This window comes from Oceanospirillum sediminis (assembly GCF_014164585.1).
Lineage (GTDB): Bacteria > Pseudomonadota > Gammaproteobacteria > Pseudomonadales > Halomonadaceae > Oceanospirillum > Oceanospirillum sediminis.
The window spans coordinates 327,792-347,494 of sequence record NZ_JACJFM010000001.1 but is presented as its reverse complement, the minus strand read 5'-3'; the positions used below and the strand labels follow the sequence as shown (position 1 = coordinate 347,494).

The 19,703-nt window shown below is 48.4% G+C and carries 16 protein-coding genes; all 16 read left to right on the top strand.

Going from position 1 to position 19,703, the window contains the following annotated elements; all coding sequences use genetic code 11:
• Positions 1-301: 301 nt before the first annotated feature.
• The 16 genes from ffh to H4O21_RS01435 all read left to right on the top strand — a co-directional run bounded on the left by ffh (position 302) and on the right by H4O21_RS01435 (position 19,141).
• The gene (gene ffh / locus H4O21_RS01510; protein WP_182807063.1) at positions 302-1,690 is read left to right on the top strand and encodes a signal recognition particle protein; all 1,389 of its coding nucleotides are present in this window, start codon (positions 302-304) and stop codon (positions 1,688-1,690) included.
• 383 nt (positions 1,691-2,073) lie between these two features.
• Entirely contained in the window at positions 2,074-2,319 is a 246-nt protein-coding gene (gene rpsP, locus H4O21_RS01505) for a 30S ribosomal protein S16 (RefSeq protein ID WP_182807062.1), read from the top strand.
• A 30-nt stretch (positions 2,320-2,349) separates the two neighbouring features.
• Complete coding sequence (gene rimM, locus H4O21_RS01500) at positions 2,350-2,883, top strand: ribosome maturation factor RimM (protein ID WP_182807061.1); 534 nt, start codon at positions 2,350-2,352, stop codon at positions 2,881-2,883.
• 10 nt (positions 2,884-2,893) lie between these two features.
• Positions 2,894-3,640, top strand: coding sequence for a tRNA (guanosine(37)-N1)-methyltransferase TrmD (gene trmD, locus H4O21_RS01495; RefSeq protein ID WP_182807060.1), 747 nt, complete (start codon positions 2,894-2,896; stop codon positions 3,638-3,640).
• A 37-nt stretch (positions 3,641-3,677) separates the two neighbouring features.
• Entirely contained in the window at positions 3,678-4,034 is a 357-nt protein-coding gene (gene rplS / locus H4O21_RS01490) for a 50S ribosomal protein L19 (protein WP_182807059.1), read from the top strand.
• Positions 4,035-4,274: 240 nt separating this feature from the next.
• Positions 4,275-5,204: a site-specific tyrosine recombinase XerD gene (gene xerD / locus H4O21_RS01485; protein ID WP_182807058.1), complete on the top strand. Its 930-nt coding sequence runs from the start codon at positions 4,275-4,277 to the stop codon at positions 5,202-5,204.
• A 185-nt stretch (positions 5,205-5,389) separates the two neighbouring features.
• Positions 5,390-6,124, top strand: a complete 735-nt coding sequence (locus H4O21_RS01480; protein ID WP_182807057.1) for a DsbC family protein — start codon at positions 5,390-5,392, stop codon at positions 6,122-6,124.
• A gap of 310 nt (positions 6,125-6,434) precedes the next feature.
• A complete protein-coding gene (locus H4O21_RS01475; protein WP_182807106.1) occupies positions 6,435-7,739 on the top strand; it encodes a homoserine dehydrogenase in 1,305 nt (434 codons plus the stop codon).
• A 244-nt stretch (positions 7,740-7,983) separates the two neighbouring features.
• Entirely contained in the window at positions 7,984-9,375 is a 1,392-nt protein-coding gene (thrC, locus tag H4O21_RS01470; protein WP_182807056.1) for a threonine synthase, read from the top strand.
• A gap of 116 nt (positions 9,376-9,491) precedes the next feature.
• Positions 9,492-11,267, top strand: a complete 1,776-nt coding sequence (gene recJ, locus H4O21_RS01465) for a single-stranded-DNA-specific exonuclease RecJ (protein WP_182807055.1) — start codon at positions 9,492-9,494, stop codon at positions 11,265-11,267.
• A 346-nt stretch (positions 11,268-11,613) separates the two neighbouring features.
• Positions 11,614-12,540, top strand: a complete 927-nt coding sequence (locus H4O21_RS01460; RefSeq protein ID WP_182807054.1) for a porin — start codon at positions 11,614-11,616, stop codon at positions 12,538-12,540.
• A gap of 187 nt (positions 12,541-12,727) precedes the next feature.
• Positions 12,728-13,555 carry a methyltransferase domain-containing protein gene (locus H4O21_RS01455; protein ID WP_182807053.1) on the top strand — a complete coding sequence of 276 codons (828 nt, stop codon included), beginning with the start codon at positions 12,728-12,730 and terminating at the stop codon, positions 13,553-13,555.
• Positions 13,556-13,624: 69 nt separating this feature from the next.
• Entirely contained in the window at positions 13,625-14,698 is a 1,074-nt protein-coding gene (locus H4O21_RS01450; RefSeq protein ID WP_182807052.1) for a methyltransferase, read from the top strand.
• 103 nt (positions 14,699-14,801) lie between these two features.
• On the top strand, positions 14,802-15,557 hold the full coding sequence (gene cmoA, locus H4O21_RS01445) for a carboxy-S-adenosyl-L-methionine synthase CmoA (RefSeq protein ID WP_182807051.1): 756 nt from the start codon (positions 14,802-14,804) through the stop codon (positions 15,555-15,557).
• Between the two features lie 88 nt (positions 15,558-15,645).
• Complete coding sequence (locus tag H4O21_RS01440; RefSeq protein ID WP_182807050.1) at positions 15,646-16,077, top strand: DNA polymerase III subunit chi; 432 nt, start codon at positions 15,646-15,648, stop codon at positions 16,075-16,077.
• Between the two features lie 181 nt (positions 16,078-16,258).
• A complete protein-coding gene (locus tag H4O21_RS01435; RefSeq protein ID WP_182807049.1) occupies positions 16,259-19,141 on the top strand; it encodes a valine--tRNA ligase in 2,883 nt (960 codons plus the stop codon).
• The last annotated feature ends 562 nt before the right edge of the window (positions 19,142-19,703 follow it).

Genomic DNA, 19,703 nt, shown 5'->3' with positions numbered 1-19,703 from the left:
ATTCGGTGTCTTTTTCAGGTAACTCGCCAGGAAAGCTTAATAGTAACTGATTGCGTTAATGCCTGCACCTGCCTGGCAGAGCTATTGCCGGGATTTATCCCGGCTATTATAAAGCAACAATATGGCCTGCCGTGTCTGCTCATGCCCTGCACGATAAACTGTATTTACACTTGCCCATAGATGCCAGAGGGCTGGACTGGTTATAATGTCTTTAATTGACCAATTTATCTGTGCCGGATTGTTCTGGTTCTGAATGCAACGGCCCGACTTGCTGAGTCGGTCTGGCCATGAGGATGTGTGGATGTTTGAAAACTTAACCGATCGCCTTTCGAAAACCCTGCGTTCGATCACAGGTCAGGCGAAACTGACCGAAGACAATATCAAAGATACTCTGCGTGAAGTACGCAAGGCATTACTGGAAGCTGATGTTGCCCTGCCAGTAGTGAAAGCCTTTATTGAAAAGGTGAAAGAGCGCGCGGTTGGGCAGGAAGTCAGCAAAAGCCTTAGCCCCGGTCAGCAGTTTGTAAAAATTGTGCAACAGGAACTGGAAGCTATTATGGGCGAAGCGAATGAATCGCTGAGCCTGAATACTAATGCTCCGGCTGTTATCCTGATGGCGGGTTTGCAGGGTGCGGGTAAAACCACTTCTGTAGCCAAACTGTCCCGCTATCTGAAAGAACGTGAGAAGAAAAAGGTGCTGGTGGTTTCTGCTGACGTTTACCGTCCTGCAGCGATCAAACAGCTGGAAACCCTGGCTGGTGAAGTTGAGACCGAGTTCTTCCCAAGTAGCGCAGATCAAAAGCCGGTTGATATCGCCAGGGCCGCTATTGCTCATGCTAAGATCAAATTCTTCGATGTAGTCATTGTCGATACCGCCGGTCGTCTGCACGTTGATGCTGACATGATGGATGAGATCAAAGATCTGCATGCATCTGTTGATCCGGCTGAAACGCTGTTTGTGGTTGATGCTATGACAGGTCAGGATGCTGCGAATACCGCTAAAGCCTTTAATGATGCCTTGCCTCTGACCGGTGTGATCCTGACCAAAGCGGATGGTGATGCCCGTGGTGGTGCCGCGTTGTCGGTACGTCATATTACCGGCAAGCCGATCAAGTTTATGGGTATGGGCGAGAAGGTTGATGCCTTAGAGCCGTTCCACCCGGATCGTGTCGCTTCCCGTATTCTGGGTATGGGGGATATTCTGTCTCTGATTGAAGAAGCAGAGCAGAAGATTGATAAGGACAAAGCTGAGAAGCTGGCGAAAAAAGTTAAGAAAGGCAAGGGATTTGACCTGGAAGACTTTCGTGATCAGCTTCAGCAGATGAAAAAAATGGGTGGTATGGCTGGCTTGATGGATAAGCTGCCAGGTATGGGACAAATTTCTGAAATTGCCAAAAGCGGTGCTGCAGAGAAAGAGATGGGCAAACTGGAAGCTCTGATTAACTCGATGACACCAGAAGAGCGTCGTAAGCCGGATCTGATTTCAGGTTCCCGTAAACGTCGTATCTGTGCAGGCTCTGGTTTGCAGATTCAGGACCTGAATCGTTTGCTGAAACAGCATAAACAGATGCAGAAAATGATGAAGAAGATGGGGTCAAAAGGTGGCATGTCTAAGATGATGCGTGGCATGAGTGGAATGCTGCCTCCGGGTATGGGCGGCGGCGGTGGTGGTTTCCCGCCTCGTTTCTGATCACTGACACGTTTTGTCTCTCCCTTTAATCTGTAAAAGCAGCTGCTTAAAGCTGCTTTTTCTTTTCTGAACCGGATACAGAATAAAATCATAGACATAGCAGCAAAAAATCTTGTTTTGTAGGGGGGGATATCTGCTTATTACTGATATCGTGCTCTTTTATACTTGCGTTTCTGTTCATCCTGCCTACAATATCGGCACATTTTCAGACCTGAGCATCCGCCCGGCCCGGTAAATTATATCGAGGTTGTGGTGGAATATTGTGCTTTTATGGTTCCAAAAGCTGGTATTTTCCCTTAGAATATGCCGCCTTTCGGGCCCGAAGGCCATAACGAAAGTCTGTAGCGAAATTCTGAGAACTCCGAACATAGGAACTGAAGGCAATGGTAACCATTCGTCTTGCTCGTGGTGGCTCTAAGAAGCGCCCTTTCTACCATCTGACTGTAACTAACTCCCGTAGCGCCCGTAACGGTCGTTTCCTGGAGCGTGTAGGTTTCTTTAACCCACAAGCTCGTGGTCAGGAAGAACGTCTGCGCGTTGATCTGGAACGTGTTGAATACTGGACTGGTCAGGGTGCAACTGTATCTGACCGTGTTGCTAAGCTGCTGAAAGACGCTGCTGCTGCATAATCCATTTTAAAGAGAGAATAAGACAGACTTATGTCCGATCAGAAAGCAGATTTTGTCGTTCTGGGCAAAATTACAAGTCCTTTTGGTCTTCAGGGCTGGGTCAAGGTTTATTCTTATACCGACCCGATGGACGGTATCTTCCAGTATAAAAACTGGTCTTTATGGCGCGATGGCAAACCGATTGGTGAGTTCGCGCTGGGTAAAGGTCAGAAACATAGCAAGGGCTTGATTGCTCGTCTGAAAGCGGTAGAAAACCGTAATCAGTCGGAAGCTCTGGCAGGTACTGAGATTCGTATTTACAAAGATCAGTTACCGAATCTGGAAGACGGTGATTATTACTGGCACCAGTTAGTGGGGCTGACAGTAATCACTGTGGATGGCGTTAATCTGGGCCGGGTTGATTACCTGATGGATACCGGAGCTAATGATGTGCTGGTTATTAAAGGCACTGAAAATAGCAAAGACAACGAAGAACGTTTGTTGCCTTATCTGGTTGATCAGGTAGTAAAAGAGGTCGATCTCTCTGCTGGCACTATGCTGGTAGACTGGGATCCGGACTTCTGAGAATAATACTGTGTGGTTAGGTGTTGTCTCCCTGTTTCCAGGGATGTTTGATGCGGTTACCGAGTACGGGGTAACCGGGCGGGCAGTTAAGAAAGATCTGCTTCAGCTGGAATTCTGGAATCCTCGTGATTTTGCAACAGACAAACACCGCACAGTGGATGATCGTCCTTATGGCGGCGGTCCGGGCATGCTGATGAAGGTTGAACCTTTGCGGGATGCTATTCTGGCAGCAAAGCAAGCTGCCGGACCGGATGCTAAGGTGATCTATATGTCCCCGCAAGGACGCCCTCTTGATCAGCAAGGGGTGCGTGAGCTGTCCTCCCGTGAGCGAATGGTGATAGTCGCTGGACGGTATGAGGGCATCGACGAGCGTGTTGTGGAGACATTAATTGATGAAGAGTGGTCGATAGGTGACTATGTTCTCAGCGGTGGTGAACTGGCCGCATTGACCCTCATTGATAGCGTTTCACGCCTGGTTCCTGGCGTGCTTGGGCATGAAGATTCTGCCGAAGAAGATTCTTTTGCATCAGGCCTGCTGGACTGTCCGCATTATACCCGACCAGAAGAAATTGATGGTCGACAAGTGCCGGATGTCCTGTTGAGCGGGAACCATGAAGCCATTCGTCGGTGGCGCCTCCAGCAATCTCTGGGTCGGACCTGGTTAAGACGGCCAGATTTGCTGGATAGAATCGACCTGGACGATGAGCGCCAGGCATTGTTGGAAGAATTCATCCGCAATCATGACGGTTCGCGCTAACGCGCAAGTCGAGCGGCTTTAATCTAGGAGCGAGCTAATGAGCAGCAAAAACTCTGTAATTCAGGCTATTGAAGCCGAACAGATGGGTAAAGAAGTACCTGCATTTGGTCCTGGCGACACTGTTGTTGTTCAGGTTAAAGTAAAAGAAGGCAGCCGTGAGCGTCTGCAGGCGTTCGAAGGTGTTGTTCTGGGCAAGCGTAACCGCGGCCTGAACTCTGCTTTCACTGTACGTAAAATTTCTCATGGCGTAGGCGTTGAGCGTACTTTCCAGACTTACAGCCCACTGGTAGACAGCATTTCTGTTAAGCGCCGTGGTGATGTACGTCAGGCTAAACTGTACTACCTGCGTGAACTGAGCGGTAAAGCAGCTCGTATTAAAGAAAAGCTGTCCTGATCCTCGGTATCAGTTCGACTTGCTGAAAAAACGGGTATCCTTAACAGGGCCCGTTTTTTTAGTATTTGCTACCCTTATTTTATACTGACCTTTTCTCTTTTCTCTTTTCTCTTTTGCGCACGCTCTTCTATATGTGTCTCTTCTCATGAGCATAATCTTACTCTGATCTTCTGGTCAGAAGATGAGTCCTGATAGTAAATTTGCTATGGTCCGGATCATTAATAGCACTGGGGCTATAGGGTGAAGCATACTGAAGACATTATTCCGCTATCTGAACAAGATCTGGTGCTGACAAAAAAGTTTCAGCATTACCTGCTGCTTGAGCGGGGCCTGAGTAAAAATACTCTTTTGTCTTACGAAAGAGATCTGCGCCAGTTTATGAGCTGGCTGGTATATAGGGATATCGGGGTTTCATTAAAGGATGTGACAACAGAACATATAAAGGCATTTGTGAAATACAGGCATGAGCAGAAGAAAAACAGTCGCTCTGTTGCCAGAAGTGTCAGTGCTCTGAAAGGTTTTTATTACTGGATGATGGATGAAGGGCTGATAAGTGTTAATCCGGTGAGCCTGCTATCCGGTATTAAGCAGGAAAAAAAATTACCGGGTGTCCTGTCAGAAGATAGCGTAGACACTTTATTGGCTCAGCCGGATACGGATGATCCTGTTGAATCCCGTGATCTGTGTATGCTTGAACTCTTGTATGCTACAGGGTTGCGGGTGACAGAGCTGGTATCTCTCCGGGCCGGACAGGTCAGTTTGCAGCAGGGGGTGGTCAGAGTGACTGGTAAAGGACAAAAAGAACGTCTGGTGCCTATGGGAGAGATAGCGAGAGATCAGATGGCTTTTTATCTGAATAATGTACGTCCTTATCTGCCTGGTTCAGAAGAACCAGACGTTTTGTTTCCCAGCCGAAAAGGTGGTTTTATGACCCGGCAGGCTTTCTGGTATCGGGTTAAGAAGTATGCTCTCAGTGCAGGCATGGCAAAGGATATTTCCCCTCATCAGTTAAGACATGCCTTTGCGACGCACTTGCTGAATCATGGTGCTGATCTGAGGTCAGTACAGCTATTACTGGGTCATAGTAGTGTGTCAACTACACAAATTTACACTCATGTTGCTAACTATCGCCTTAAGCAGCTTTATCAGCAGCATCATCCGCGGGCCTGATACATCTGTTTGACGAAGAAATATCCTGACTCATTCAGGGTATAAATAGAGCCGTTGTTAAGGTCATGTTATCTTTGTCCGGTCTAATGGAATGCTGGAACCATCAGGATACTGTAGTGTCACAGCAAATAGAGCGGAGTTGGGATCTGCTCCTGATATCGGTTAATCTTCCGGGAATTGTATTTATGAAATTACTGAAACACGTTACTACTGGTTTATTGTTCGGTGCGGGACTGATGCTGTCAGCGGCTTCCTGGGCTGAAAATCCGGAAGATGTGATTCTGAAAAAACTTAAAGGTGCAGGTCCAGATATTCCTGTCAGTGAAATACGTAAAGCCAGTGTGCCAGCATTTTATGAAGTTGAGCTGACCAGTGGTGAAATTCTGTATGCTACAGAAGACGGACAGTATCTGTTTTCCGGAGATCTTTACCAGATTGCTGATCAGGGATTCAAAAATCTGACAGAAGAACGACGTATGACAGCAAGGGCTGAGCAGATGGCCAGCCTGGACGAAGATAAGATGATTGTCTTCCCGGCGGAAGGCGATGAAAAAGGGCAGATCACCGTTTTTACTGATATTGATTGCGCTTATTGCCGCAAGCTGCATCAGGAAGTGCCTGAACTGAACAAAATGGGTATTACTGTCAGGTATCTGGGCTTCCCTCGTGCGGGCATCGGGTCCGGATCTTATTACACTATGGTATCGGCCTGGTGTGCTGAAAATCAGTTAGATGCAATGACTAAAGCGAAACGAGGGGAATCCATCGAAGATAAGCGGTGTGATAACCCAATCGCTGAGCAATATCGTCTTGGACAGAAGCTGGGTGTCCAGGGAACACCGGCTATTTTTCTGGATGATGGACGTTTGCTGCCAGGTTATATGCCTGCTGCACGTATCGCCGGCGCGCTGAATATCTGATTTTTAACTTCTGTTCAGGAATTATTGCTGAGCTGAAGTGTGTTTTATACATAAATAAAGCCTGTGTTCCGTTATATTTATCAGAGCATGGGCTTTATTTATTTGTATCTTTCGGATAATGAGTGGTTGCTGATATTTTCTTCTGTTTTAGGTAAAGCCATTGCTTCAGCGGTTTACGCAGGTTTTTCTTGGCACAAAAACAGGCTAATATGAGTGGCTTTTCCGGAGATGCTGCAGCATCTCTGCCGCGCTGTACGCTGCTGATGCAGCAACAATATAACCACAGGAAATATGCAAGAGGGTTAATGTGTTGAAACCGGTAAAAGTGGGTGTGTGTGGATTAGGTACTGTTGGTAGCGGTACTGTAAATGTATTGCGTCGTAACGCAGAAGAGATTACCCGTCGTACTGGTCGCCCGATTATTGTTGAGCAGATTGGTGCCCGTCGTGACAATCCGGACTGTGATACAACAGGCATTAACATTACCCGTGATATTTTTGATGTGGTAAACAACCCGGAAATTGACGTGGTTGTTGAATTGATTGGTGGCTACGACATCGCGCGTGAGCTGGTACTGAAAGCAATTGAAAATGGCAAGCATGTTGTCACTGCGAACAAAGCCCTGATCGCAGTACATGGTAACGAGATTTTTGCTGCGGCCCGTGAACAAGGCGTGGTTGTCGCTTATGAAGCGGCAGTTGCGGGAGGTATCCCTGTGATCAAGGGGATACGTGAAGGTCTGACTGCGAATAAGATCAACTGGCTGGCGGGTATCATCAACGGTACTGGCAACTACATCATGACGCAGATGCGTGATTATGGTCGTGACTTTGCCGATGTATTGCAAGAAGCTCAGGAGCTTGGTTACGCAGAAGCAGACCCGACCTTTGACGTGGAAGGCATTGATGCAGCACATAAGCTGACTATTCTGAGCTCTGTGGCATTTGGTATTCCGCTGCAGTTTGATAAAGCCTATACCGAAGGCATCAGTAAGATCACACCACTGGATATTGAACAGGCCGATGAACTGGGCTATATCATCAAGCATCTGGGTATTGCCCGCCGCACCGATAAAGGTGTGGAGTTGCGTGTGCACCCGACACTGATCCCTAAAGATCGTCTGATCGCTAACGTACACGGCGTACTGAATGCGGTCATGGTACAGGGTGATGCGGTAGGCCCAACCATGTACTACGGTCCGGGTGCCGGTGCTGAGCCAACGGCTTCTTCTGTGATCGCAGATATTGTCGATGTCGCCCGCACCATGAATACTGAATATGGTGAGCGAGTTCCACCATTGGCGTTCACCGAAGAGTCTCTGGATGAAGATTCTGGCATCCTGCCAATGGAAGACGTGGAAACGGCTTACTACTTGCGGCTGCATGCGGTAGATCGTCCTGGTGTGCTGGCCCGTGTTGCCAGTATTCTGAGTGAAAAAGGTATCAGCATTGAAGCGATTATCCAGAAAGAGGATAAAGAGAGCGAAATGGTACCTATTATCCTGCTGACACATAACGCTCAGGAAAAACTGATGAATGAGGCGATTCGTGAGATCGAGTCTCTGGTGGATATCTGCAGTGAAGTGGTACGTATCCGCGTAGAAAGCCTGGACTAAGTCTTACTGAGTCCGTAATACAGGGGCGCTAAGGTGATTGCCTGCTGCCCCCTGTTAAGAGATCAAGCCTGACGATGTTACTTATATTGATTAAATAGCACCATCAGGCATCCTGCTTTGATTGGGTGTTTTGCAAGACCGGTAATAGAACCGGTTCTCCTTTAAGTAGCTTCTTTTAAACAGATAGCTTCTTTCAGGATGATACGTGCAGCGCCTGATCCCAGATAAATAGACGAGAAAAATCGTGCGTTATATCAGTACCCGTGGCCAAGCGCCCGCTCTGAACTTTGAAGACGTTGTACTTACCGGTCTGGCCAGTGACGGTGGCCTGTATGTACCTGAAAATATCCCTCAGTTCTCTGCTGAAGAGATCGCTTCCTGGGCCGGTCTGCCTTATACCGAGATCGCCTTTAAGGTGATGCAGGCCTTTATCGGTGATGAGATCCCGGCCGATAAGCTGAAGGCCATGATCGAAGATACCTACGGTACCTTCAAACATGATGCGGTAACACCTCTGAAACAACTGGATAGCAATCACTATCTATTAGAGCTGTTCCACGGCCCTACGCTGGCGTTTAAAGATGTGGCGCTGCAGATGCTGGGTCGTCTGCTGGATCATTTCCTGGGTAAGCGTAACGAACACGCCGTTATCATGGGCGCAACCTCCGGTGATACCGGTTCTGCGGCGATTGAAGGTTGTAAGCCGTGTGAGCATGTGGATATCTTTATCCTGCATCCACACAACCGTGTATCTGAAGTACAGCGTCGTCAGATGACCACCGTCCTGGCAGACAACGTATTTAACATCGCAGTAGAGGGTAACTTCGACGACTGTCAGGCGATTGTTAAAGCCAGCTTTAACAACCAGGGCTTCCTGGGCGGTAACACCCGCCTGGTGGCAGTGAACTCGATCAACTGGGCGCGTATTATGGCTCAGATCGTTTACTATTTCGTTTCTGCTGTGGCTGTGGGCGCACCACATCGCAAGGTGTCGTTCAGTGTACCATCTGCCAACTTCGGTGATATCTTTGCCGGTTATATGGCGTACAAAATGGGCCTGCCAGTGAATCAGTTTGTGGTTGCCACTAACGCGAACGATATCTTGCACCGTGTGATCAGCAAAAATGATTTCAGCAAGCAGCCGCTGCTGCACACGCTGTCGCCAAGTATGGATATCGTGGTATCCAGTAACTTCGAACGTCTGCTGTTTGATCTGTATGACAACGACGGTGCTGCGGTTGAAGATCTGCTGAACCGCTTTAACAATGAGCCGGTACAGCTGGATCAGGCCCGTTGGGATAAAGCCCGTGAGCTGTTCGACAGTCTGAGTGTGGATGATGACACCACCATCGAAGTGATCAAAGAAGCCTTTGAGCGCACCGGTGAGCTACTGGACCCTCATACTGCAACGGGTTATCGCGCGGCAGAAGCCTGCAACCGCGATAAGTCCGTACCCATGATCACGCTATCGACGGCGCACCCTGCGAAGTTCGAAGATGCGATTGTCAAAGCGGGCTTTAAAGGCGCGCCTCTGCCTCCGCATATGGCCGATCTGCTGGAGCGTGAAGAGCGCTATAGCGTATTGCCTGCCGATGCAGATGCCATTCAGCAGTTTGTTGTGCAGAATAAGCGCTAAGTTCATCTGGCCTGGATTCAGGTAAAACGGCAATCTGCTACAGATCAGAAAAAGGAGCCCCGGCTCCTTTTTTGATTTGTTTTCCCTTGCTTTATTAACGCCAGTCCGGAGTTGTAATGATCCCTGAAATAAGAGCCCGAGAACTGAATCCTGCTATTCTTGAACAAGCTGAGGCCCTGGGTGTCTCCCCCTTGCTGGCAAGAGTACTTGCAGGTCGCCTTAAACGAAGTGATCAGAATCTTAACGCCATTCTCTCTCCGACACTCAGGAATCTGGCATCACCTGAGCAGTTAAAAGATGCCAGAGTCGCAGCAGAACGGATTGCAAGGGCGATACAGCAGGGACAGATTATTGGTGTACTGACTGATTACGATGTTGATGGTATTACCTCCCATGCAGTGATGTATCGGGCGCTGACAGAAATTTGTTCTCATCCTGCAGGCAAAATCCAGAGCCTGATTGGCCATCGTCTGAATGATGGTTATGGTGTCAGTGCCGGGCTGGTTGCCCGTATTCTGCAGCAGGATGTGCTCCCTGATCTGATCATTACTGCGGATTGTGGCTCCAGTGATGAGGCGCGGATTGCACTTCTGAAGCAGTCTGGAATAGACGTTATTGTCACAGATCACCACGCTTTGCCTGCTGAGGGTGTGCCGGTATCGGCCTATGCCATTGTGAATCCTACTCAGCCTGGATGTGACTATCCTGATTCAACGATTGCCGGATGTATGGTTGCCTGGCTGATTATGTCGGCAGTGCGTAACACTCTGGTGGATCAGCAGTGTTTGCCAGTGGATACTCCGAAGCTGGGAGGGTTATTGTCCTATGTGGCTCTGGGAACGGTCGCTGACTGTGTGTCCCTGGGAGACAGTGCAATTAATCGAGCTGTGGTAAAAACAGGTCTGGAACTGATTAATCGGTTTGATCAGCCATGCTGGCGTGCTGTGCGTAAACTTTTGAAAAAAGAAGGGGAAATGTTCACCTCTGATGTGCTGGGTTATCAGTTGGGGCCAAGAATTAATGCCCGTGGGCGGCTTGATGATCCTTATGCTGCACTGCACTTTATTCTGGCCAGTCAGGACTATCTGGCTGAGCAATATCTGGCTGTTCTGGATCAGGATAATGAAGACAGAAAGCAGATTGAGCAGACGATGACACAGCAGGCCCAGAAACTGGCAGCTGCTCAGGCTGATAGGGGATTAGATGGGCTGGCAGTCTATTTAGATGATGGTCATCCCGGTGTGCAGGGGATTGTCTCTTCTCGGGTGACTCAGAAAACGGGTCGACCTTCTGTGGTACTGTGTCCAGCCATTAATCCAGACCACATGACTGGTTCTGCCCGAAGTGTGGATCAGGTTCATATTCGTAATGCCATACAGTGGATTGATGACAGAGACCCTGATGTGCTTGTGAAATTCGGGGGGCACCGAGGCGCAGCGGGACTGACTATATATCGTCATCGTTATCAGGATTTTACCGAACTCTTTCACCTGGCGGTAAAAGAGCAGTTACAAAATGATTCTCTTGGGCCTGTCATACTGACCGATGGTGAACTATTACCAGAGCAGATCAATGAAAAGGCATGGTCGGAACTGCAACAACTGCAACCCTATGGCAGAGAATTTGATCCGGCCAGCTTCAGTGCTGTTTTTCTGGTTGAGCAGCTCAGAGTGATCGGGGCTGATCAGACCCATCTGCAACTGTTGCTGAGTAGCGAATGCCAGCGTTTCAGTTTTCGTGCAATCTGGTTCAAAGCGTTAGCCGCTGGTCAGACTATTGACTTTTCTGAGGGGGATTATGTGACAGCTGTGTTTCAAATGAACATGAATCACTTCCGGGGACGCAGTAATTTACAGCTGATGTTTGACTGGGCACAAAAAATTACGAAATAGTTGTGAACTTTGCCATTGACTGTCGGATACCTCAGAAACGTAACCAGTATTTTATTCGATAGTTTTAATAAATGGGGTTTTCTGCATAAAATAAGCACTTTCAGCGCAATCCGATTGATAGGCGTTCTGGTCAGTAGTATTGATCGGATACCTAATATAAATCAAAAGTCAGTAAATTCATGTAAAAAAGGGCTGATTTGACTATTGCCATGCGCGCGCAGGATGTTTAAAGTAGCTCCTGCGATTGAAACAATAACGGTTTATGGGTGGCTAGTTGACCTGGCTGGCCAACCGAAAATTTTCTGCATTATTGCAGAGCGATTGAGTAGAGAAAGGAAATTAACAAATGAAAAAGACTCTGATTGCTACCGCTATCGCTGGTGCTATGAGCTTCACGGCTGTTGCTCAGGCAGCAGAAGTAGATTACGACCTGTATGGTTCCCTGCGTGTTGCAGTTGTTGACACTGACAACGGTGAGCTGGATGTAGCTGATAACTCTTCACGTATTGGTATTAAAGCATCTACTCAGCTGGACGGTGGTATCACTGGTATCGTTCGTTTCGAAACTTACGTAAACACTGAGTCTGGTGATTTCGGTTCTTCACCAAGCGGTAAAGGTCGTCTGGCATACATCGGTGCTACTGGTGACTTCGGTACAGTAACTGCAGGTCGTCAGTGGACTCCTCAGTACCTGTGGACTTCTGCTAAAGTTGACCTGCTGGACTTCGGTTCTAACCCTACTCACAGCTATGCACTGGCTGGCCGTCAGGGTAACACTGTAGCATACATCACTCCTGACCTGAGCGGTCTGCAGCTGGCAGCAGTTCTGGTTGCTCGTGCAGGTGGTGAAGTTGAAGCTAACACTACTGAAGATGGCGTAGACGCATACAACCTGGCTGCTCACTATGCAATGGGCGGTTTCTCTGTAGGTCTGTCTTCTATCATGTACCAGGGTAACATCGACGAGAACTACACTGCATTCGCAGTAGGTTACGAACAGGGTCCTCTGAATGTTGCTTTCGAGATGACTGACAATGGTATCGCTGATACTGAAACTTTCGAAGTTGCTGGCTCTTACTCTCTGGGTAAAGCAACAGTACTGGCTAACTTCGTAGATTTCGACGATGACAATGGTAACCAGGTTGCTGCTGAAGTTCAGTACAAGCTGGGTGCTAAGTCTCGTGTAGCTGCTACAGTTGTTGCTTTTGACGACGACGCAGAAGATGCAGGTAATGCTGATCAGATCGCTGTAAGCTGGCGTGTAGACTTCTAATCTGATTTTCAGTTAGAAGACTTTACGTTTGAAAACGCTAACCTTCAGGTTGGCGTTTTCGCGTTTCTGAGCTTCATAAATTTTCTTTTTGTTCATTTTTTACTCCTTCCCAATCTCCTGCTTTTCTGTATCTGTATTATGCAGTAATATCCCTCGCCTCTGGTCTGATACTGAATATGAGGCTCTTTTGGCTGCCCCTCGTCCTAAAATTACTACCGATAAGATTTTTGATGGTCTGGCGGAAAAGTTCCGACGGAATGTGTATGGCACATCCAAGGGCTGGTTACGTCAGCAGATTCTTTTCCAGGATTTACAACAGATACCGGGATTGAATGAAACGGGCACAGTATCTGAGCACGCTACGATTTCTGTAATGGATGTCGGTGGCGGACTGGGACAGATGTCTGACTGGCTTGCACAACAAGGTCATCAGGTCTGTTTTACTGAGCCTGCTGATGATATGCGGGCAGAAGCTTCAGCATTGTTTGATCATCAGCAGAGCCAGAACAACTATCACTATCCGGTGCAAGTGCATAATCTGCGTTTACAGCAGATTACGGAACAGCTGCCTCCAGCCGATCTGGTGGTTTGTCATGCTGTACTTGAGTGGCTGCATGAACCGGAAAAAGCACTGTCTTATCTGAATGCTATGATAAATCCAGGTGGATGGTTGTCGTTAATGTTCTTTAACGAACATGGTTTACGTCTCAGTAATATTGTTAAAGGTAATTACGATAAAGCCCTGAGAGATACTCTGGATGGTACCGGGCAGCGTTTACGTCTGACGCCCATTAGTCCGCAGGACCCGGATACTGTGCTGAAAGGCTTAGCAGACCAGGGGCTTGAAATTATTTCAGTGGCGGGTATTCGCGTTTTCAGTGATTATCTCAGGGATAAAGAACCCGATCAGGCTGACATGGATAAGGTGCTGGAACTGGAGTGGCGTTACTGCCATCAGGAACCGTACTGGCGTCTGGGACGTTATATTCATGTGATTGCCCGTAAGGCAGAATAATTTATCCACAAGCGCACAGACCCTAAGGTCTGCATATATTATCCACAAGCCTGATTTCAGAGAGAGTTTATGTCTTTATCGCCTGCCAGTGAACTGATCCTGCGTAACCAGAGTGACCTTAACGGACGAGTGTTATTTGCTCATGTGCCAGATGACGGCATATTGAATCAGTTGAGATTATCTGAGAAAGCGATGGTGCTGACAGATGACTGGCGCAGCTTCCGCTCTCTGGGGTCCTCTGTTCAGGCTGAGCCTTTATTTCATGCGGTGTTACAGAGTGAATCCACAGAGCAATTTGATCAGGTCGTGCTTTATATGCCTAAAGCAAAAGAACAGGCCCGCTTTCTTATTGCCCAATTGGTCAGAGTATTGAAACCTGCCGGGACTTTCTGGCTGGTGGGTGAAAATAACGGTGGCATTAAGTCGGCCGATAAATTGCTGATGCCTTTTACTGATAATGTGGTAAAGCATGACAAGGCGAAAAAATCTCTGCTGTTATCAATGCAGGTGGTTGTGGATAAAGTGCCTGAATTTAATCTGGCTGACTGGCAACAGAACTGGCTGCTGTCTGATGCTTTTGCCGCAGCCGATACGCCCTTTTCTGCTAATGAGCTGGAGTTGATCAGTCTGCCCGGAGTGTTCAGCCATGGTCGCCTGGATGAAGGAACTCTGTTGTTGTTGCAGCATCTGCCCAAAGTCAGACCCTCAGTGGGGCGTATACCGAAAGCACTGGATATGGGGTGCGGGTGTGGTGTCATTGCCATGAGTCTTCTGCAGCGTCAGCCAGAGCTGGAGCTGACAGCCTGTGACGTTAGTGCTATGGCAACAGAAGCGACCCGTATGGGGCTTGAGCATAATCATTTAACCGCGAGTGTTCAGCCCTCTGACATGTGGCAGGATATTGAGGGGCGCTTTGATCTGGTGATTTCCAATCCACCTTTTCACACAGGCTTGAAAACAGATTATGCGCCAACAGAAGCGTTTATCAGTCAGGCGAAAAAGCATCTGAACCGGGGTGGTGAGCTGCGTATTGTCGCTAACCGGTTTCTGAAATATCCTGACCTGATTGAAGCTGTGTTTGGTAATTGTGAGCGTATTGCTGAAACGGGCAAGTTCTGTGTCTGGTCAGCAAGAGTCTTATGATTACTGGGTTATATACTTCATCTGAACCGGAAGCGTAAGTCTCTGATTATCATCCTGATACCTTAATTGATCAGTCCGTTTTCGGGCAAGCATTGAGAATACCATGAAAGAAAACCAGAAAGATGCCATTTTTGCGAATCCGCTGGATAAGGTCGCAACTTTTTCTTTTGATGACCAGGTGGTTCAGGTTTTCCCGGATATGATTAAGCGTTCCGTACCGGGTTACAGTAATATGATAGGCATGACCGGTGTCATCGCGAGTCGCTACTGGCAACCCGGTACCCGAATTTATGATCTGGGATGTTCCCTTGGTGCCAGTACTTTATCCGTATGTCATCAGATCGAAGATGCCAGCCTGGAAATTATCGCACTGGATAACTCTCCGGCGATGATTGAACGCTGCCAGCAGGTGCTGGATCAGGAAGCCAGAATGTCATCGGGAGAACGTCGGCATATCCAGCTGGAATGTGCTGATATCTGTGAATACCCAATTGAAAATGCCTCGGTGGTTATTCTGAATTTTACTTTTCAGTTTTTGCCTGTAGAAAACCGTTTACCTCTGCTGAAAAAAATTCTGTCGGGACTAGCACCTGGTGGTGTACTGGTCTTATCTGAAAAGGTACGCTTTGAACAGGCTGAACAGCAGGATACGCTGTTTGACCTGCACCTGGATTTTAAGCGTGCTAATGGTTATAGCGAGCTGGAAATCAGTCAGAAGCGGGCAGCCCTGGAGAACTTTCTGCAAGCTGAGAGTTTTACCACGCATCAACAGCGTTTTGACGCCGCAGGCTTTGCCCAGAGCTCTGTCTGGTTCCAGTATCTGAATTTTGCTTCTATGCTGGCAATCAAAGCACGTTAACGGATTATAAATTGATCAGATCGGCTTGTTCGACAGAGATGATCCTCAGGAATATATCCTTCATGCCCCGTCTTCAGGTAAATAAAATATGACTCAGGTTGATTTTTATATTCTTCCTGCCTCAGAGCAGGAGAAGCAATTGTTGTTTGCCTGCCGATTGACCGAGAAAGCCTGGCAGAAAGGCCATCAGGTCTTTATTCAGGCCAGAGATAAAGCTCAGGCTGAACATCTGGATCAGTTACTGTGGCAGTTTCGTCCTGACAGCTTTATTCCGCATTTTCTGATCGATGATGACAAGGTGGACTCTGTTCCGGTTGCTATTGGGTTTGACAGCCATTGTGGTCAGCATCATGATGTCATGATTAACCTGTGTGATCATGTGCCGGATCATTTCAGTCGCTTTGAACGGGTTGCTGAGATTGTCTGGCAGCAAGAACAGCTGCTACAAGCGAAGCGTAATGACTGGCGTTTTTATCAACAGCGGGGGTATCAGCTGAATCGTCACGATATGAGACGTTAATTTCCCTGAACCTGTGGTGATACCCGGTTATCACAACCCCCCCAGCCATGTATAATCGACCGAATATTTAGCCCATTTTCTGCTATTTGCCCAAGCCGTTGACGCTATATCGCCAGAACAGGCCTCGCCTCTTCGGCCTCCTGGCAGCTAGCTTATCTAATTAAGTGACGTATTGAGCCTCATGGATAAAACTTACCAACCTGAATCGATTGAACGCGCCTGGTATAAGCACTGGGAAGAGAATAAATACTTCACCCCAAGCGGTGAAGGTGAAGCCTATTCCATCATGATTCCACCGCCAAACGTCACCGGTAGCCTGCATATGGGCCATGCGTTCCAGCACACTATCATGGATGCGCTGACCCGTTACCGTCGTATGCAGGGTCGTAATACACTGTGGCAAGTGGGTACTGACCACGCCGGTATCGCGACGCAGATGGTTGTAGAGCGTAAGCTGGCTGCTGAAACGGGCGAGAGCCGTTACGATCTGGGCCGTGAAGCTTTTATCGAAAAAGTATGGGAATGGAAAGGTGAGTCCGGCGGCACTATCACTAAGCAGATGCGTCGTCTGGGTAACTCCGTAGACTGGGACCATGAACGTTTCACTATGGATACCGGTTTCTATAAAGCGGTACAGGAAGTGTTTATTCGTCTGCACGACGAAGGCCTGATTTATCGTGGTAAGCGTCTGGTGAACTGGGACCCTAAACTGCACACGGCAATTTCCGATCTGGAAGTTGAAAATAAAGAAGTGCAGGGCAAGATGTGGTACCTGCGTTATCCGCTGGCGGATGGCGTAAAAACTGCAGCTGGTGAAGATCACATCGTGGTTGGTACCACCCGTCCAGAAACCATGCTGGGTGATACCGGTGTAGCAGTGAACCCGGACGATGAGCGCTATAAAGACCTGATTGGCAAGTTTATTGAGCTGCCATTTGTTGGTCGTCGTATTCCTATCGTCGGCGACGAGCACGCCGATATGGAAAAAGGCACGGGTTGTGTGAAGATCACCCCGGCGCACGACTTCAACGATAACGAAGTCGGTAAGCGCTGTGGCCTGCCGATGGTAAATATCCTGACGCTGAACGCCGATATCCGTGAAGCAGCGCAGACCTTTAACACTGACGGCAGTGTTAATGACGAGATGGATACTTTCATTCCTGAAAAATACCGTGGCATGGAGCGTTTTGCGGCGCGTAAAGCCATCGTAGCGGATATGGAAGAGGCGGGTCTGCTGGTTAAGATCGAAGAAAACGCCATGACCGTACCTTACGGTGACCGGGGTGGGGTGGTGATCGAGCCGATGCTGACCGACCAGTGGTTCTGCGATGCGAAGACTCTGGCTAAACCAGCTATCGAAGCGGTAGAAAACGGCGACATCAAGTTTGTACCTCAGCAGTATGAAAACATGTACTTCGCCTGGATGCGTGATATTCAGGACTGGTGTATCTCCCGTCAGCTGTGGTGGGGCCACCGTATTCCTGCATTCTACGATAACGAAGGCAATGTTTATGTGGCAGCTTCTGCCGAAGCTGCCCGTGAGAAATACAACCTGGATCTGGAGCTGGAACTGCGTCAGGACGATGACGTGCTGGATACCTGGTTCAGTTCTGCACTGTGGACCTTTGGTACTCTAGGCTGGCCGGAAGATACTGAGCGTCTGAAGCAGTTCCACCCAACTGATACTCTTGTCACCGGTTTTGACATCATCTTCTTCTGGGTTGCGCGCATGATCATGATGACCATGCACTTCTGTAAAGATGAAGACGGCAAACCTCAGGTTCCGTTCAAAAACGTTTATGTTACCGGTCTGATCCGTGACGAAAGCGGCGACAAGATGTCCAAGTCCAAGGGTAACGTACTGGACCCTCTGGATATGATCGACGGTATTGATCTGAAAGATCTGCTGGAAAAACGTACCGGTAATATGATGCAGCCGCAGCTGGCAGAGAAGATCGGCAAACGTACCGAGAAGCAGTTCCCTGAGGGTATTGCGGCACACGGTACCGATGCTCTGCGTTTCACTCTGGCAGCACTGGCGTCTACCGGTCGTGATATCAACTGGGATATGAAGCGTCTGGAAGGTTACCGTAACTTCTGTAACAAGATCTGGAACGCCGCCCGTTATGTACTGACCAATACCGAAGGTCAGGATTGTGGTCAGGACGGTGGCGAAGTACTTCTTTCACTGGCAGATCGCTGGATTATCAGCAGCCTGCAGCGTACTGAAGAAACTGTAACCCGTCATATGGACGAATATCGTTTCGACCTGGCTGCACAGGCTCTGTACGACTTTATCTGGAACCAGTACTGTGACTGGTATCTGGAACTGTCTAAGCCGGTTCTGTGGGACGAAAACGAAGGTGAGACTGACGAAGAGAAAGCTCAACTGGCTGCTCTGCGTCGTGGTACTCGCGGTACTCTGGTACGTGTACTGGAAGCGATCCTGCGTCTGGCGCACCCTATGATGCCGTTTATCACTGAAGAGATCTGGCAGTCCGTAAAAGGCCTGGCTGGTAAAGAAGGTGATACCATCATGCTGCAGACCTTCCCACAGCCTGTGGCTGAGCTGATCGATGAAGCGGCTGAGTCTGACATCGAGTGGCTGAAGCAGGTGATCATCAGCATCCGTAATATCCGTGGTGAGATGAATATCGCACCGGGTAAAGAGCTGCCGGTACTGATTCAGAACGGTAGTGACGAAGATTTCCGTCGCCTGAAAGAGAACTATGTCGCGCTGACCAAACTGGCTAAGCTGAGTGAAATCACCTGGCTGGAAGAAGGCGAAGAAGCACCGATGTCTGCCACTAAACTGGTCGGTAAGATGGAAGTGCTGGTGCCTATGGCCGGTCTGATTGATAAAGACGCTGAGCTGGCCCGTCTGAAGAAAGAGATGGACAAGCTGCAGAAAGAAGTCAGTCGTGTCAGTGGTAAGCTGGGCAACGAGAAGTTTGTTGCCAGTGCACCGGAAGCGGTTGTGGCGAAAGAGCGTGAGAAGTTGGCCAATGCTGAAGCCTCTGTAGCAAAACTGCAGGAGCAATACGGTAAGATTGAAGCACTGTAAGCTTTAGCTTTAAGCTGACAGAGTCTTAGAAAACCGGCCTGGGTTCAGGCCGGTTTTTTTATGACTGATGTGAATGACTGATAAAAAATAGCCTGTATTTCTGAGTAAAAGCACTTCAGCTTTCTCCAGCCGCTGGCAAGAGAACAGAGCTTCTTTCTGGCAGAGATATTTTTTCAGTGACTTATTCTGATTGACGTATTGCTTAGCAAGCCTTCTGAACTGGAAGGAGACAAGACGGGTAGCACAGAGGCATGAGAGAATAGAGCAGGGATCCTTCCCTGGTCTGTGATCCATCACAGGGTCCCGAGGAGTTCTAGCGGGATGGACAGACTGTAAATAGTTTCGCGACAGAATATAACCAGGGAAAACCATAGTTTTTTATGATATTCAGCTGGTTAAGCTTTTACAGGCACAAAAAAAGCGCACATCCTGTGCGCTAATGTTCATTACAGTTTATGGTGCCAGCTTTGGTTTCATATCCCATCTCTCAGTCTTTATTTCCCCCGAAAGAAATAAAGCAACGTACTGGAAATTAAGAAATTTTCTCTTTCGCTTTGCACAC

Excerpts from the sequence above, each read along its gene's own strand:
- ffh (WP_182807063.1), top strand. The coding sequence starts at position 302 with ATGTTTGAAAACTTAACCGATCGCCTTTCGAAAACCCTGCGTTCGATC.
- rpsP (WP_182807062.1), top strand. The coding sequence starts at position 2,074 with ATGGTAACCATTCGTCTTGCTCGTGGTGGCTCTAAGAAGCGCCCTTTC.
- rimM (WP_182807061.1), top strand. The coding sequence starts at position 2,350 with ATGTCCGATCAGAAAGCAGATTTTGTCGTTCTGGGCAAAATTACAAGT.
- rplS (WP_182807059.1), top strand. The coding sequence starts at position 3,678 with ATGAGCAGCAAAAACTCTGTAATTCAGGCTATTGAAGCCGAACAGATG.
- H4O21_RS01480 (WP_182807057.1), top strand. The coding sequence starts at position 5,390 with ATGAAATTACTGAAACACGTTACTACTGGTTTATTGTTCGGTGCGGGA.
- recJ (WP_182807055.1), top strand. The coding sequence starts at position 9,492 with ATGATCCCTGAAATAAGAGCCCGAGAACTGAATCCTGCTATTCTTGAA.
- H4O21_RS01460 (WP_182807054.1), top strand. The coding sequence starts at position 11,614 with ATGAAAAAGACTCTGATTGCTACCGCTATCGCTGGTGCTATGAGCTTC.
- H4O21_RS01450 (WP_182807052.1), top strand. The coding sequence starts at position 13,625 with ATGTCTTTATCGCCTGCCAGTGAACTGATCCTGCGTAACCAGAGTGAC.
- cmoA (WP_182807051.1), top strand. The coding sequence starts at position 14,802 with ATGAAAGAAAACCAGAAAGATGCCATTTTTGCGAATCCGCTGGATAAG.
- H4O21_RS01440 (WP_182807050.1), top strand. The coding sequence starts at position 15,646 with ATGACTCAGGTTGATTTTTATATTCTTCCTGCCTCAGAGCAGGAGAAG.
- H4O21_RS01435 (WP_182807049.1), top strand. The coding sequence starts at position 16,259 with ATGGATAAAACTTACCAACCTGAATCGATTGAACGCGCCTGGTATAAG.